The 15495-nt window shown below is 62.6% G+C and carries 17 protein-coding genes; 4 read left to right on the top strand and 13 right to left on the bottom strand.

Annotated elements, in window-relative coordinates; translation table 11 throughout:
• From NKI08_RS31940 to NKI08_RS31920, 5 genes are all read right to left on the bottom strand, one after another.
• The coding region (locus tag NKI08_RS31940) for an IS110 family RNA-guided transposase (protein ID WP_352775106.1) at positions 1-812 on the bottom strand (812 nt) is incomplete at its 3' end.
• A 775-nt stretch (positions 813-1587) separates the two neighbouring features.
• Positions 1588-2022 (bottom strand): FKBP-type peptidyl-prolyl cis-trans isomerase, encoded by a 435-nt coding sequence (locus NKI08_RS31935; protein WP_352775102.1) that lies wholly within the window; start codon positions 2020-2022, stop codon positions 1588-1590.
• Between the two features lie 229 nt (positions 2023-2251).
• Positions 2252-2977 carry an SDR family oxidoreductase gene (locus NKI08_RS31930; protein ID WP_352775099.1) on the bottom strand — a complete coding sequence of 242 codons (726 nt, stop codon included), beginning with the start codon at positions 2975-2977 and terminating at the stop codon, positions 2252-2254.
• Between the two features lie 34 nt (positions 2978-3011).
• On the bottom strand, positions 3012-3380 hold the full coding sequence (locus NKI08_RS31925) for a VOC family protein (protein WP_352775096.1): 369 nt from the start codon (positions 3378-3380) through the stop codon (positions 3012-3014).
• A 190-nt stretch (positions 3381-3570) separates the two neighbouring features.
• Positions 3571-3756: a DUF1127 domain-containing protein gene (locus NKI08_RS31920; RefSeq protein ID WP_352775094.1), complete on the bottom strand. Its 186-nt coding sequence runs from the start codon at positions 3754-3756 to the stop codon at positions 3571-3573.
• Between the two features lie 205 nt (positions 3757-3961).
• On the opposite strand from NKI08_RS31920, the gene gcvA reads away from it, so the two are divergent.
• Entirely contained in the window at positions 3962-4855 is an 894-nt protein-coding gene (gene gcvA / locus NKI08_RS31915) for a transcriptional regulator GcvA (RefSeq protein WP_352775091.1), read from the top strand.
• Between the two features lie 56 nt (positions 4856-4911).
• Here the strand turns inward: gcvA and NKI08_RS31910 are convergent, their stop codons facing one another.
• Complete coding sequence (locus NKI08_RS31910; protein WP_352450557.1) at positions 4912-5385, bottom strand: VOC family protein; 474 nt, start codon at positions 5383-5385, stop codon at positions 4912-4914.
• A gap of 247 nt (positions 5386-5632) precedes the next feature.
• Positions 5633-7630 (bottom strand): ABC transporter ATP-binding protein/permease, encoded by a 1998-nt coding sequence (locus tag NKI08_RS31905; protein WP_352775088.1) that lies wholly within the window; start codon positions 7628-7630, stop codon positions 5633-5635.
• 410 nt (positions 7631-8040) lie between these two features.
• Here NKI08_RS31905 and NKI08_RS31900 point away from each other — a divergent pair, with 410 nt between their 5' ends.
• Positions 8041-8532 (top strand): hypothetical protein, encoded by a 492-nt coding sequence (locus NKI08_RS31900; RefSeq protein WP_352775086.1) that lies wholly within the window; start codon positions 8041-8043, stop codon positions 8530-8532.
• A gap of 52 nt (positions 8533-8584) precedes the next feature.
• Here the strand turns inward: NKI08_RS31900 and NKI08_RS31895 are convergent, their stop codons facing one another.
• Positions 8585-8878, bottom strand: a complete 294-nt coding sequence (locus NKI08_RS31895) for a hypothetical protein (RefSeq protein ID WP_352775083.1) — start codon at positions 8876-8878, stop codon at positions 8585-8587.
• A 74-nt stretch (positions 8879-8952) separates the two neighbouring features.
• On the opposite strand from NKI08_RS31895, the gene NKI08_RS31890 reads away from it, so the two are divergent.
• A complete protein-coding gene (locus NKI08_RS31890) occupies positions 8953-9309 on the top strand; it encodes an NAD(+)--rifampin ADP-ribosyltransferase (protein WP_352502225.1) in 357 nt (118 codons plus the stop codon).
• A gap of 119 nt (positions 9310-9428) precedes the next feature.
• Here NKI08_RS31890 and NKI08_RS31885 read toward each other — a convergent pair whose 3' ends face one another.
• From NKI08_RS31885 to NKI08_RS31875, 3 genes are all read right to left on the bottom strand, one after another.
• On the bottom strand, positions 9429-10163 hold the full coding sequence (locus NKI08_RS31885) for a class I SAM-dependent DNA methyltransferase (protein WP_352775079.1): 735 nt from the start codon (positions 10161-10163) through the stop codon (positions 9429-9431).
• A 76-nt stretch (positions 10164-10239) separates the two neighbouring features.
• Entirely contained in the window at positions 10240-11550 is a 1311-nt protein-coding gene (locus NKI08_RS31880) for a hemolysin family protein (protein WP_352775078.1), read from the bottom strand.
• A gap of 59 nt (positions 11551-11609) precedes the next feature.
• On the bottom strand, positions 11610-12551 hold the full coding sequence (locus NKI08_RS31875; RefSeq protein ID WP_352775075.1) for a LysR family transcriptional regulator: 942 nt from the start codon (positions 12549-12551) through the stop codon (positions 11610-11612).
• 127 nt (positions 12552-12678) lie between these two features.
• Between NKI08_RS31875 and NKI08_RS31870 the strand changes: the two genes are divergently transcribed.
• Positions 12679-13698: a zinc-dependent alcohol dehydrogenase family protein gene (locus NKI08_RS31870; RefSeq protein ID WP_352775072.1), complete on the top strand. Its 1020-nt coding sequence runs from the start codon at positions 12679-12681 to the stop codon at positions 13696-13698.
• Positions 13699-13745: 47 nt separating this feature from the next.
• Here the strand turns inward: NKI08_RS31870 and NKI08_RS31865 are convergent, their stop codons facing one another.
• Both NKI08_RS31865 and NKI08_RS31860 read right to left on the bottom strand, forming a co-directional pair.
• Positions 13746-14453, bottom strand: coding sequence for an LssY C-terminal domain-containing protein (locus NKI08_RS31865; protein WP_352775070.1), 708 nt, complete (start codon positions 14451-14453; stop codon positions 13746-13748).
• A gap of 66 nt (positions 14454-14519) precedes the next feature.
• Complete coding sequence (locus NKI08_RS31860; protein ID WP_352683542.1) at positions 14520-15389, bottom strand: extensin-like domain-containing protein; 870 nt, start codon at positions 15387-15389, stop codon at positions 14520-14522.
• Positions 15390-15495: the final 106 nt, after the last annotated feature.

Here is a 15495-nt window from a genome sequence, read left to right as displayed (position 1 = left end):
TCCCCACGCCGCGAGATATGACCATCATAATCGACTTCGCCGGATTGATAGCGTCGGGTTGTCAAACCCAGCCATGCGCCGACAGCGCGCGATGTCTTGAAGTTCGATGGATCCTCGATGGCGCCGATGAATGAAGTCGCAGTGATGGTGCCGACGCCGGGGATCGACATCAACAGCTGGCATGCGTCATTGTGCCGGGCGTTGGCGACGAGCTGCTGTCCAAGTTCAGCAGCGCGGGCGCGCATGCTGAGCCAAGCCTCGAGAAGGGGCAGGACAATCCGGGCAAGCTCTTCCTGACCGGCCAGCAGGCGCCGGACGTCGGCTTCGAACTTGCTGCCCTTGCTTCGCGGAATGATCAGCCCGAACGTCTTCATGAGCCCGCGGATCTGGTTGGAGAGCTCGGTCGTGATCTTGACCAGCCGGCTCCGCGCGGCCACCAGCGTGCGGCTCAGCATGCTGTCATAGCCCTTCACCCGCACCTCGCGGTAGAAGCCGACCTCGGCCAGATGCGCCAAGCCGTCGGCATCGTTTGCGTCCGTTTTGTTCGGCGCCATGTCCAGCGCGGCCTTGGCATGCCGGGCGTCGATGCAGATCGCCGGAAGTCCTTCGGCGCTCAAGGCATGATAGAACCACACCGACAAGGGGCCGGTCTCGAACACTACCCGCTTGGCCGCTGGCGCCCGCTTGCGGAGAACGTCCGCGACCAAGCTCGGATCAGAGGGACATTTGCCGCGCCAGATCCTTTTGCCGCCACGCCGCACAGAAATCGCCGTCTCTTTCAACGACACGTCGAGACCGATATATTCACTCATGGTTGTTCTCCGTTCGATGCTTGGGCCCGGCGTCCAGTCGTGAGCCCGTACTTCCATCCTATCGGGGAACAACCACCCGCTCTTCAATATGTGACCGTTTCCGGCTTCAGGGCGACTCGCTCCGCGATTACCCCATGTTTGAAATTTGAAATATGCGAAAGCGCCTATCCCGGTTTGCTCGTCTAGGCGAAACCGCCTATGTGCTCAGCGGAAAGCATGGAAGGCACCCAATGTCAGATCCGATTCAGTTGCTACCATTCGCCTTGTTGACAGTCCTCACAGCAATCCCCGCGTGGGTGCTGTTTGGGCGACTAAGAATGTCTCGGGCGTGGGTGCTTCTCTCTGTGGTCCCGTTGGGAATGATAATCATTCTCTGGGTCGTCGCGTATAAGCGCTGGCCAATTCAGGAGGCAGCAATTGCCCACCGGACCTAGGGGCCAGAAGCGCCCCGCCGATGTGATCGGCAACGCCGTCCGCGTCATGCGCATGCAAGACTCCTGCGAGGAAGTCGAGCTTCGGTGGCCAGGCACGCCGCCACCGCCTGACTACGATGGACAGTCGTCTTAATTTCAAACTGAGACACTACCCTTCCACAGGTCCGCGAACCTGCGACGCTGAATTGGACATTCCAGATGCCGAATGTCTCTATGGGTTGCTGCACGCTACACGATTTCCGCCGTCGCGGTCTTTGCCTCCGAACAGGTGACGCACCGCCGGAACCGCCGGTCGAAATGCGTCACCCGAAAATCATGGCCGTTACGCGCTTTGCCGTGCCCTACGCCGCCTGAACGATCTCGACCAGTTCAACGTCGAACACGAGATCGCGTCCGGCCAACGGATGATTGCCGTCGAGCTTGACGCTGGTGTCGTCCACGCCGACGACTGTTACCGGCATCGGGCGCCCTTCCGGGGTTCTGACCTGCAATCGAGCGCCGATATCGACATTGATGTTGTCTGGTACGCGGGCGCAATCGACGGTCATGACCGCTTCGGGGCGGTGGGGGCCATAGGCGGCCTCGGCGGGAATGGTGACGGTGCTTTTCGCGCCCACCTCCATACCCTCGACATGGGTTTCGAGACCGGCGATCACTTGTCCTTCACCCAACGTGAATTGCAGCGGTTCGTTGCCGGAAGAATCGAACTGAGTGCCGTCAGCCAGGCGGCCATTGTAATTGATGCGCACGGTGTCGCCATTCTTGGCCTGTGTCATGATAGCCATCCTTTGAAAGTTTCGAGGGGCCGGCCAGAGCTCACGGTCCCGTCCTCGATCATCCACACACTTAGGTGCGCGGCGCGAAACGCTAAAACTAGGGACCTGGCTGCCGATGTAAACCCCGATTGCGCCGGCATGACCCGCCGGCGTTCGTCGCCTTCGGCAGCAGTGCACCGGTCCAGCAGTCATGCCGGCTCAACCCATCCAGGCGGCGTGCAAATGGCGGCTAGATCAGGTTATGGCCGCCATCGATGCGGATCGTCTCGCCGGTCGTGAAGTCGCTTTCCATGAGGTAGAGGTAGGCGGCGGCGACGTCCGCAGCGGTCGGAATTTTTCTCGATGGCAACCGGGCAGCCATGTCGGCAAAGAAGCTGGATTTGGCTTCTCCAACAATGTCCCACATCGGTGTATCGACCCATCCGGGCGACACGACATTGACGCGCGTCGGGGCCAGTTCGAGCGCCAGGGCGCGGGCGAAGTAGCTGAATGAACCGGCAATCGCGGAGACGACCGAGCCTCCCGGCACCGGCGGCCGATCCTTATTTATTCCCGAGGTGAAGGTCATCGAGCCGCCGGCTTTCAGGGTGCGCACAGCGTGCTTGGAAAGCATGACGGCGCCAATCAGCTTGTTATCGACGAAGCCTCGCACAGCCTCCATGTCGGTACTGCCGATGGGATCGACGGGCGGCAGTGTTCCGGCGGTCGATACGAGGTGATCGAAGGGACCGACCTCGTCGAACAGGCGAGCGACGTCCGCTTCGTCGGTCATGTCGGCGACCACGCTGGTCACGCGGCCCGCATTGAGCGTCCGTTCGGCAGCCAGCAGTTTCTCGGGCGAGCGTCCGACGATCACGACCTTCGCTCCGCCGTTGAGAGCAGCTTCCGCGACGCCGAGACCGATGCCGGAACTACCGCCGACGACGATGACTTTCCTGTCCACGAGCGATGTCATGAGGGTTCTCCGTTCGTTGCGATTGCGGTGAGGGTCAGGCCTTGCCGGCATATGCGGCTTCGAGGTCGGCGATGATGATCTTGCGCATCCCGTACATCGCCTGCCGGACGCGGTTGGCCTTTTCGCGGTCCGGATCGGCACTCAGCCGCGGCAGGATTTCCGGGATGACCTGCCAGTAGACGCCGTATCTGTCGGTGAGCCAGCCGCAGGGTTGTGCCCTGCCGCCGCCGGCGGTGAGCGCCTCATAGTAGTAGTCGGTCTCGGCCTGGTCCCTGGTCTCGATGTAGAGCGAGAGCCGCTCGTTGAAGGGCGGCTGCGGCCCGGCATTGAGCGCAGTGAGGTGCAGTCCTTCGAGCTCGAAATCGAAGATGGCATGCGGGACCGTCTTGTTGGTTCCGGACACCCAGTCGGTGTATTCGACGGTCTGGAGCGCTTTGCTGTTCTTGAAGACCCGAGAGATAGAAATCGCGAGCTTGCTCCGCGTCGGTGTTGAACCAGAGGAATGGGTGGATGGTGGCCATGTCCGTTCTCCATTAATTCCTTGCGACAGCGATCTTTTGCGAAGAGCCTGTCCGCTGTTGCTTTCGTTCAGGCTAGCGGTGGTCCGACGGCCGATAGACCGAGCCGTCCCAGTCGCGGGCAAATCCGAGGTCTTCGAGCCGGCGGGTGGAGAAGCGTGCAATCTGCCGCCCAGTCCGGCGCCGGCTGCTCGAGGCGAGGATGCGGCCGGCCATGCCGGTCAGGTCGTCGACGATCGGTTCAACTCGTTTGGCGTTCATGGTGCTCTCCCAGAGTGGCGGCAGTTTTGGTTTCAGCAGTTGCCCCGCGACTTTTGTCAGCGAGAGTATCAGTCACATCAAATTCGCCTTTTGCAGCGACGGTGAATGACTGATTACGCGAACAAACATGCCGGCTTCTGGCCTGGACGACAAACGACTTATCGGCGACAATGTGTGAGCGATGCTCACACATAGGTCTCGGTCCATGCCCCGGAAGCTGCCTCCCCTCACCACCTTGCCGAGCTTCGAGGCCGCGGCGCGCCTGTTGAGTTTCTCCAAGGCGGCAGAGGAACTTCATGTCACCCACGGCGCGATCAGCCGGGCGATCAAGAACCTTGAGGATCAGCTCGGTGTGCAGCTGTTCGAGCGCGGTACGCGTTCGGTGAGTCTGACAGCCGTTGGCGAGCCCTATGCGCGGGCGGTGCGCGAGGCGCTCGCCCAGTTGGCCACCGCCACCGCTGCAGCAACAGCCCGCTATTCGAGCTCGACATTGAACGTCAGCACCTCCGATGGCTTCGCGGGGAGATGGCTGGTGCCGCGCCTCTATCGCTTTCACCGTGCGCATGGCGACGTCGATGTGCGGGTTTCGACAAGCGGGAAGCTGACCAACTTCCTCGGCGACGGCATCGATGTCGCCGTCCGTTATGGCAATGGAAACTATCCGGGGCTCACGTCGGAGTTCCTCACCGGCGAGGAGGTGTTTCCAGTGTGCAGCCCAAAGCTTCTTGAGGGTGCACATCCGCTCCGCACGCCTCAGGACCTCAAACACCACACGCTGATCCGTGACAGCTTTCCGATCGACTGGGCGACCTGGCTGGCTAGCGCCGGGGTCGAGGGCGTGGACCCGCAGAGCGGGATTACCTTCGACTCTGCCACCTTTGCCATGGAGTCGGCCGCACAAGGCGAGGGGGTGGTGCTCGGCCGGACCATGCTCGTTGCGGCCGACCTTGCCGCCGGGCGACTTGTCCGCCCCTTCGGCTACGCCCTGAAATCCCCCTCCAGCTTCTATTTCGTCTACCCGCCGGAGGCGATCCGTCAGCGCAAAGTCAAGGCTTTCAGGGATTGGCTGCTTTCAGAAGTCACGCCGCAAATGGACTGACGGGAAGGCCGGACCGGGTGATGCACCGACTTCCGCTTCGGGTCACCGCAGGACTGTCAGCCGCGCCGCGCCGCCTCGATCGCTGCAACGTCAATTTTCTTCATCTCCATCATCGCCTCGAATGCGCGCTTTGCTTCATCGCCGCCGGCGGCCATCGCTTCGGTCAGCACGCGCGGCGTGATTTGCCAGGAGATGCCCCATTTGTCCTTGCACCAGCCGCAGGCACTTTCCTGGCCGCCATTGCCGACGATGGCGTTCCAATAGCGGTCGGTCTCCTGCTGATCGTCGGTGGCGATCTGGAAGGAGAAGGCTTCGTTGTGCTTAAACGCGGGCCCGCCATTGAGGCCGAGACAGGGGATGCCGGCGACCGTGAACTCGACCGTCAGCACGTCGCCTGCCTTGCCGGACGGGTAGTCGCTGGGAGCGCGGTGGACGGATTTCACCGAACTGTCGGGAAAAATCTCGGAATAGAAGCGGGCCGCAGCCTCGGCGTCCTTGTCGTACCAAAGGCAGATCGTGTTCTTTGCGATTGTCATTGCTGGTCCCTTTGCTTTCGAAATCAATCTGGGCTTTTGAAATCAACCCGGGTTGCATCGGCGTTGCACCGGACATGGAAATGCGCTCGTGCCATCGACGTTCCGACAGCAGCAGCTGCCCGGAATCAAGGTACCACGGCTGGTGCTTTCAGGACCAGATACGGGCAGTGACTCGAACCGGCGATGGTCCGCCTGGTCCGACCGGCGGCCTCACTCTTTGCGTAGGGCAGCGCCGCTCTGCTCAAGGTCGCGCTGGCTTTCCGTTGGCGCGCCGTTGCCTCAGAAGGCGCATGAGCAAGTTCCGTCTGTCCTTGCGCGGGACGAGTTCGATATCGCTGACAAGTTTTGCGCCGCCCTTGTGCCGCTCCAATGTGATCTTGCGGCTGTGGAAGGCCTCCAGCTCGGCGCGGTGCGCTACGCTTATGATGGTGACCTTCGGCAATTCGCGAATAATCATCTCCATCATCTTGTCCTGGCTCTTCTCATCGAGTGCCGACGTTGCCTCGTCCAGCACGATGATATCGGGGCGGTGCAGCAGAAGACGCGCAAAGGCGAGGCGCTGCTTTTCGCCACCCGACAAGGTCTGGTCCCATGGCGCGTCCTCCTCGATCCGGTCGTTGAGGTAGTCGAGCCCCACCTTGTCGAGGGCAGCCTTGATCTTATCCAGCGTCCAGTTGTCGGCGGCGCCTGGATAGGCGACAGCGCGGCGAAGCGTCCCGGTCGGGATGTAGGGCCGTTGCGGCAACATGAACAACCGTCTGTCGGCGCGGATGTTGACGCTGCCGCTACCCCAAGGCCACAGACCCGCGACGGCCCGCACCAGCGTACTCTTGCCCGAGCCGGATTCGCCGGCGACGAGCACCCGCTCGCCTGGTTCGATCACGACCTCGGTTTCCTTGACCACGGCGGTGCCGTCGTCGAGCGACACGGAGAGATTGTTCAGGCTGAGCATCGCATCGCCGCCGGTCTCGCCGCGCTTTATGCGTCCCAGCGTGTTGCTCTGTTCCGCCCGCTCGAGCCCGTCGAGCGACATCATCAGCGAGGCGATGCGCCGTGCACAGGCGTTCCAATCGGCGAGACGGGGATAGTTGTCGACCAGCCATCCGAACGCGCCCTGCACGATGGCAAAGGCCGAGGCAGCCTGCATGACCTGTCCAAGTGTCATGCTGCCTTCGAGGAACTTTGGAGCGCAAAGCAAGACCGGCACGACAGGCGCAAACAGGCTCGACCCCTGAGACACCAGCGCCGTGCGCATGTGCTGGCCTGCAAGGAGCGCCCATTGCCTGAGCACATGGGCAAATGTCTTGTCCATGCCGCTGCGCTCCTCCTCCTCGCCGCCGAGCAATGCGATGCTCTCGCCGTTTTCCCGCACGCGCGTCAGCGTGTAGCGGAACTCGGCTTCCGCCTGATTTTTTTCCTCGGAGAGGTGGACGAAATGGCGGCCAATGACCGCCATCGAAGTGGACGTGATCGCGGAATAGAGCACCGCGGTGATGACCAGGAAGCCGGGAATGGTGACGGTCGAACCTGCAATCGTCAGGGTCAGGGCGCCGCCGATCGTCCAGAGCACCACGATGAAGGTCGAGGCCGACAGAAATGCGACGATGACACCGGCGATGAAATCGACGGGCGATTCGGTGGCAATCCGCAAATCCTCGGCGATGCGGGCTTCGGGGTTGCTATGATCGCCGCCGACGAGGTTCAGCTGATAGTAGCGGCCGCTTGCGAGCCAGCGCGCGATGACCGCGGTGGTGAGCCAGGACCGCCAGCGGCGCTGTATCCTCATGCGAAAAAAGACTTGCGCCACCACAAGGCTGGCGCTTCCGATCACGAGTGGCAGGAATACGGCGCTCAGCCAATATACGGTGTGGGCATTGCGTTGCTCAATGGCGTCGAAAATTGCGCGATTCCAGACATTGATCCCATACTGGAAGCCGACATTGGCGACGATCAGGACCAACAGCCCGATCGTCAACGGCCAGGCGACCCTGTCGCCACTGCCGCTCCAGTAACCGCGCGCGCTGATCCAGAAGCGCTTAAGCAGGTATCTCTTGCGCGCCCGCTCGGCCTCTTCAGGTGTCAGCTCAGGATCGGGTTCGGTGACATCCGGCGGCGGCGCGGGCTGGCCGACGACCTCTGACGCGACTTCGACCGTCGATTGTTTCTCGTGGCGCGACTTCTCGGCATCGCGCGTTCGGGCGCCGTCAACCGATTTCAGCTTAAATTTAGCCTCGGGCATCCGGCGATAACGGCTTAAAAATCAGAAGGTTTCATAGCGTCCGCTCGAGATCCCAGATGCCAACAACGCCAAGGCTTCTCAGCTGTTCCGGTGCTCGCAGCAGCCTATGGCCGTTCTCGATGACAGGCTTTGATCGTCGCGGGCAGTTAACCGCAGGTGCCGGCTACGGGGTGGAATCCGGAAGTCTGCTGGAATGAGGTTAAACGGCGACCCTTGGGATCAATCTGCTGGACGAGCAGTCTCGACAATTCGCTTCAGGCTCTCAAGATTTGTTCGCATTGCCGCGTTCGAAGAAGCTGGACGCAAGCGGCGCGAGAAGTGCCATCGGCCCGGGAAGCCCTTTCCCGGTAATCGAAGCCTCGAAGTGGAGATGCGTCCTGTGGCCCGTCGGCGCCAGCCGAAAGGGGTAGGTGAATGGTGTCGGCCCGCTCAAGCTGGACAAAGTCAGTAGTGCATCGACTTCGAACTCGGTGATCTCCACGATGTTTGCGAGGAGCTGCCCGGCACTGCTTTGCCGGCGAGCATCCGCTGCTCAGCCTGAACGTGCCGTCGCTGAATTCCGGAACAAGGGTGCGATTTTGTCGTTGAGCCAGAAACTGGGAGCGACCCGCATGTCCGAATTGCCGAATGAAGAGATCGAAGGGCGGCTGAACGCCCAGCGCGAGACTTTGGCGCTGGTCGTCGCGCTGCTTGCCAGCAAGGATACGGCACCCGAGCGAATATGGGCCGAACTGGAGGCCCGATTTCAGTTTCAGAACAGTCAGGAGGACCCCGGCGTTTTGCCTAGCCATGCGTTTGCCATCGAAGCTGCGAAGATGCGGGAGTTCAAGCTGATCGCCGAAGAGGCGCAGGCGCGCAATGCGGAATGGAACGGCAGGGACAAGCCCCAGGGCGCCAGCTGAAACCCCGGCGAGTGGATGCAGGACCGGCTATTTTACGATGACTGAGCAAGCGTCAGCTTTGCTGCAAAAGTGTACCTGCCAACTCCTGCCATTCCTCGTCAAGCGTTAAGGTCGACGGCGCCGCGTTGCTGCGGCGATACCAATATTCCGCATTCGACTGGTCGCCTTCCTTGCGGTGGAGATAGGCATGCACGTGCATGCCCGCCGTATCGTCGCGCTGCTGCGCGCACTCGTGCGCCTTGACCCAATCGCCCTTTGCATCCCACCACAGCGCCTGCAGGGCAGGGCTCAAGCCGGCTGGCGGCTGTGGTTTCGCAATCGAGTCTCTGAAGACTTGCAGATCCATTTTCCACCTTGGCGACGGTGCAGCCGCCGATAATAACCGCGCCGGCAGCCGACCGCTAGCGCGCATCGGGCGGTATGACCGGAATGGATGTCGGCAGCGCTGAGCGCGGACGGCCGATAACCGCGCGGCCGGAGGCTTGGTTCGATGAGGTGCATGAAATAGTGCGCACCATGATGCCTGAGACAACGAGGATGAGTAGCGAGCCGATGACAGCCTCCGACCAGCCGCGCCAATTCTACCACGGCACCCGGGCCGACCTTAAACCGGGAGACCTGATCGAAGCCGGCCACAGCGCCAACTACGGCGCGCGAAAGCAGGCAGCCTGGGTCTATCTAACCGGCACTCTGGATGATGGACCATCTCGAACGGCTGAGGGCACAAGGCATCGAGGCAATCGATTGATCGCTGAGTCCTGCGATTGCCAAGCTTGACCTGGCTGACGGTCGGCAGTCTCATTTCTGCGTCGCAGCCGCCGCAAAATACGGCTCCACGTCCGCAATGGGGCCGCGAGTTGTCGTTGCTTGCAGGGCTGGAGAGCGGATGCTCCTTTTCATCTGGCCGCGAACGTGATGATCTCTGGGCTCGAAGGGCCAAGTGGGCTGCCGTCAAAGTCGCCGAATTGCTGTTCGATCCGTAGCCCCGCGTTCCCCAGCAGGCTCGATAAGGCGTCCGTCTCGAGGAATCGCAAGGTGCTGCGACTAACTTGCGGAAGGCTCGGATGCTTTCCGCCGAACCTGTGGGTGAATGTCACCGTCTGTCCGTCGAACGGCATGATCACCTCTGTTGTGATCTGCACCAGCGATCCGTCAGGCAGCTCAACGACGACCGCATTTTCGGGTGTCCAGTGCTCCCACGCCCGCACCGAAGGGTTCCGCGTTTCGAACGCGAAGCATCCGCCTGGCACAAGGGCGTGTCGGACAGCCGCCATGAAATCCCTCAGGTCTTCGTCACTGACAAGGGCCTGGAATGCATGCCCCGTCATCACAATGAGATCAAACTCGGCTGTCCAGCCGGTCGATAGGAGATCGCCGAGAACCCATTCGATATCCGCGCGCGTTCGTGCGCGATCCAACACGCCGGGTGCTGGGTCGATGCCGCAGAGCCGCCCTGAATGTCCAGCCAGGCGTGCCTCGTGAAGGAGGGTGCCCGTTCCACATCCGACATCAAGCACCGCGTCTGCTGTTAGAATGGGGGGCAGGTAGAAATCATAGTCGTCGCGCGCAGATCTCGGGTGCCAGGCATCGACGGCAGCGAGATACGGGTCGGCGAAAAGGTGGTCGACCATAGGCGGTATTCCCAATCAACTTTGACTGTGCGAGCGGTGTCGCCGCGAGCATATAGCCCATAAGTCGCGTCGATCGTTACCGCACGACCTCGCGGTGGCCGCCGGGCAGGCGGGTGGCGATGAGCTTGTCGATGCGGCGGCCGTCGAGGTCGACGACCTCGAAGCGCCAGCCTTGCGCGTCGACGCATTCGCCGGTCGCCGGCAGATGGTGCAAATGCGACAGCACATAGCCGGCGACGGTTTCGTAATCGCGGTTCTCAGGCAGGTCGATGCCGAGGACCTCCGCCATCTCGTCGGCCTGCATGTAGCCGGCGAGCAGCCATGAGCCGTCCTCGCGCTTGACGGCGTTTTCCTCTTCGCCGGCGTCGAGATCGGAACGGAAGACGCCGGTAATCGCTTCCAGTATGTCGGCCGGGGTGACGATGCCTTCGAAATGGCCGTATTCGTCATGCACCAGCGCCATCGGCACGTCGGATTCTTTCAGCGTCGCAAGCACGTCCAGCGCGTCGGCCTGGTCATGCACGATTGGCGCGGCGCGCACGTGCCGGCGCGGGTCGAGAGCGCGGCCGCCGAGCATTGCGGCCAGCACGTCGCGGGTCTGGACGACGCCGATCATGGCGTCGACGCCGCCGTCGCCGGCCGGCAGGCGCGAATGCTGGGTGTCCATCAGCAGCTTCCTGATGGCCGCCTCGTCGGATTGCAGATTGATCCAGTCGACCTCGGTGCGCGGCGTCATCACCGCGCGCACGGCACGGTCGCCGAGCCGCATGACGCCGGCGATCATCCGCCGTTCGTCGGATTCGATGGTGCCGTGGTGCTCGGCTTCGGCGACCAGCATCTTGATCTCCTCGTCGGTAACCTTATCCTCGCTCTGACCGCGCTGGCCAAGCAGCCACAGGAGGGCGCGGCCGGAAAAATCGAGCAGGAAGACCAGCGGCGCCGAGACGCTGGCGAGGATGGTCATTGCCGGGGCGACCCTGACGGCGACCCGTTCGGGGTCGCGCAATGCGATCTGCTTGGGCACCAGTTCGCCGATGATCAGCGAGCCATAGGTGATGAGGGCGACGACGATGCCGACGCCGAGCGGATCGGCTAGGCTTTCGCGGATGCCGGCGGACGCCAGGGAGGTGGCCAGCCGCTCGCCGAGCGTGGCGCCGGAAAAGGCACCGGACAAGACGCCGACCAAAGTGATGCCGATCTGCACCGAGGACAGGAATTTTCCCGGATTGGCGCCGAGCGCCAGGGCCCGGCCGGCGCCCTTGACGTTGCGGTCGATCATCGTCTTGAGGCGCGCCGGCCGCGACGAGACGATGGCGAGCTCGGACATCGACAGAAGGCCGTTAATGCAGATGAGGACGACCACGATGGCAATTTCAGCATAAAGCATGCCGGGTCCATAGCATTGCCGCGCTGTTTTCGAAAATAGGACGGTCGCGCTTTTTAAATTTAGCGAGCCGGGCAATCAGGCGGCACTCCTGCCACATCCCAGGGCGGCGCGGCAAAATGCTCGATCAGGGCGTCGACGACGACGCGCACCTTTGGCGCGAGATTGCGTGTTACCGGCCAGATGGCATGCACCACGGTGTTTTCGACAAGACTGTCCGACAGAACCATTTCGAGCTCGCCGCGCCTGATGCTGTCGGCCGTCAGCCATGTCGGCAGATAGACGATGCCGCAGCCGGCCAGTACCGCATCGAGCATCGGTTCGCCGTGGCCGAGCACCAGCCGCGCCTTGGGCGCGAATTTTTCGAGACGGCCGTCGACATGCCTGACGGTCCAGGGATGGACCGTGCCGTCGCGGCCGTAGCCGATGAGGCTGTGCCTGGCCAGATCCTCGATCGATAGCGGCCTGCCATGGGCGTCGAGATAGGCGGGGGCGGCGCAGATGGCCGAACGTTGGGCATAGATGCGGCGCGCGGCGATCGACAAGCTGTCGTCGAGGTCGCCCATGCGCACCGCCAGGTCGATGCCTTCCTCGATCAGGTCGACGCGCCGGTCGTTGAACGAGATTTCCATCGTCAGGTCCGGGAATTTTTTGGAAATGTCGAACAGAACCGGGGCGACGCACCGCCGGCCGAAGGCCAAAGGCAGGTCGACGCGCAGCCGCCCGGAAGGCACCTGCTTGCGCGAAGCCAGCAGTGACTGCGCGGCTTCGATCTCGGCCAGTGCCCTGACGCAGGCTTCGTAATAGCTCAGGCCCTCGCTGGTCGGGCTGAGGCTGCGGGTGGTGCGGTTGAGCAGGCGAACGCCCAATCGCTGTTCCAGCTGCGCGATCGACTTGCCGACCGCCGATTTGGTGACATGCAGCCGCGCGCCGGCGCCGGTGAAGCTGCCGGCCTCCACCGCGTGAACGAATGCGACGATGCCTTGCAAATTGGCTGATTCCAATGAAGCGCCCCTATTGTAGAGTTTTGCTCCTTAATCTGTTGCAGAACATGCCACATGGAAGCACTTTTCTCCATAGTGAAACGGCGTAAATGTCTCGCGCAATCATCAACCACGGAGCGCGAACCAAATGAGCACCGAAAACAGATCCTGGCAGATGAACGGTTTCGGCCTGTCCAGGTTGAAGCCGGCTGATGGAAAGCTGCCCCAAGCCGGGCCGCATGATCTTCTGGTACGCGTCACTGCGGTATCGCTGAATTACAAGGACAGGATGATCGTCGATGGCGTGCTGATACCGGACCTCAGCTTTCCGTTCGTGCCGACATCGGACGCGGTAGGCGAAGTAGTCGCCATCGGCAGCGAAGTCAGCCGCTTCGGCATTGGGCAGCGCGTGCTCGGCCAGGTGATCGCCGACTGGCCGGACGGCGACGCCCCGCCGGTGCTGCACAAGCATACGCTTGGTTCGTCACTGCCCGGCATGCTGTCCGAGCATGTGCTTTTTCATGAGGATGCCGCCGTGGCGGCGCCGCCGTCGCTCAGCGACGTCGAGGCATCGACGCTGCCGATTGCGGCGCTGACGGCGTGGTTCGCGCTGGTCGAGGCGGCCAAGCCGATCCCGGGCGAAACCGTTCTCATCCAGGGCACCGGCGGCGTGTCGCTGTTTGCGCTGCAATTTGCCGCCGCCTTCGGCCTGCGCGCCATCGTCACCTCGAGCAGCGACGAGAAGCTCGAGCGGGCGAAGGCGCTCGGCGCCTGGCAAGGGATAAACTATCGCAGCCGGCCGGCGTGGGACGAGGCCGCGCGTGAGCTGACAAACGGCGCCGGCGTCAGGCATGTGCTGGAAATGGTCGGCGGCGACAATGCGCGGCGCTCGCTCAATGCGCTGGGCGCCGACGGCCGGCTGTCAGTTATCGGCTTGCTGGGCAGCATGGAGCTCAATTTTCCGATCTTGCCGTTCATGCGCAACCGGATCGTCGTCCAGGGCATATCGATCGGTCACCGTCGTGCTTTCGAACGGATGAACCAGGCGATCGAGATGCTTGCCATCAAGCCGGTAATCGACAAGGTGTTTGGCTTCGACGAGGTGCCGCAGGCGTTTGAGCGTCTGGAGACAGGACCGTTCGGCAAGATCGTGATCACCGTGCCCTGAGCCCGTCGGGACGAAATGGCTGTCAGACGGGAAGGCCGATTGCGCGCCTACGGCAGTTGCAACAGGACCCCGATGATGGCCCTGCCGTCGGTGAAATAGGGATCGCCTTCGCCGTTGCGCCCGGTCTTCGTGGCGCCGACGCCTGGTATCTCGCTGGTCGAGATCAGCATGCCGGCGGCGGAGAGGTCGTGCATCAGCCCGTCGCGCTCGGCGTCGACGTCGGGGCCGATATGATGGGTGATCGCGCCGGTGTCATGGCTGAGGCCGACGCCCCGGTCGAAGCTTGCCGAGCCGAGCCAGAGCGGCCGGCCGTCGTCTCCGGTCGCATGGGTCTGCCAGAAGCGGACGTGGTGGCGCCGGTCGGCGCTGTCGCCGACCGGCTTTTCGAAGGCTAGGTCCTGGGCGCGGCCTTCGAACAAAAGCCGGCTGACCGGCGCGTCGGGATAGGGGCGGTTGAACAGCACGCTTTCGCCGATCTCGATCGCGGTCTTCAGCGTGATGGCGTCTGCCGTATCCCAGCCGGCGACGGCAAAAGCATGGACAAGCTCCTTCTTGGTGCCGACAAGGCCGACATTGATCGGATCGCCCGGAATGCCTTGCGGCGTGTGCGTCACCATCTCGAATTGCTGATTGCGAAAATTGCGGTCCCGTAACGTCCAGAACTCAGGCGCGGCGAAATAGGCGAGCGAAAGATAGGCGGCACAGCATGCCACCAGCCAGGTCGTTGCACGTCGTCGAAGGCTCCGTTGGCTCAAGAGGCACCACCCAAGCGTCTGCGCACCATCTTAACCGGCGCAGCAAGTCTTGGGCAGGGGCTGCAATCAGCGGCAGGCGCGATAGCCGTTCTTGCGGTTCTTGATGTCGAAATGGAAATGGTTGCGGTGGTCGTAGTTATAGCCGGGGCCGAGCACGGTGGTGAAATACTGGCAGCCGTCGGCGCGCACATTGTTGAGGAAGCCGCGCGTGCGGAAGGCGAACAGGCCGGGCTTGCGGACGTCGATGTCGTCGCCATTGTTAAGCTCGATGCTCATCACGTCGAGCGCATTGCCCTTGCCGTGTTCCGACAAAACACCTTCGCCGGCAATCCTGCGGCAGGAATAGCTCGAGCCCTGGTGGATGGTCTTGACGCCTGAAAAATAGCGCCAGCGGGCCGACGGCACGAGTTCGTTCCTGGTCCAGCCGGCAAAGCTGGCGGCCATGTCGCAGGTCAGCGTCGCGGCCGGCTTCATCTCGACGCTTCCGATGGCCGAGACCTTGACCGGATAGTCGATGCCGCACTGGCCTTCATGGATCGGCGCAACGTCGGTGTAGACGACGCCGAGGCGTTTCAGTTCCTTGCGGCAATCGATCTCTGTGGCCGGCATCTGTTCGGCCGGCGACATCGGGTTGTCCAGGCGCGGATAGGCGGCGGTCATATAGGGGTTGGACGGGACGAGGCGCTGCATACCCGAATATTGCGGCCCGGAATCTTGCGCGCCGGAATATTGCGGGTCGGAATATTGCGGGTCCGAATTGGGCGGGACGGCAGCGGTCTGGCTGCCGACATCGACGGCCGGCTGCAGCGACAGCACGCTGCCGGTATTGCAGGCTGAGACCGCCGCCACGGCAAGCAGGGCGGCAAGCCTTCCGGCCATGCGCGCGCATTCTGTGTGCCGCGCAGCGGCAAGCGCAGCGCGAAATAGCCCGGCCATCGGAAGGGTTCCTGTCCCCAGATGGCACAGACTCTAAACCTGAAGAGTAAAGGAAAAATCAGCGGCGCCGTTCACGCCTGCGGCCAAATTGCGGCGCCCAGTACCG

Origin of the sequence: Mesorhizobium sp. M0768 (assembly GCF_040320195.1) — a bacterium.
Lineage (GTDB): Bacteria > Pseudomonadota > Alphaproteobacteria > Rhizobiales > Rhizobiaceae > Mesorhizobium.
This window is presented reverse-complemented; position numbering and strand designations above follow the sequence as displayed.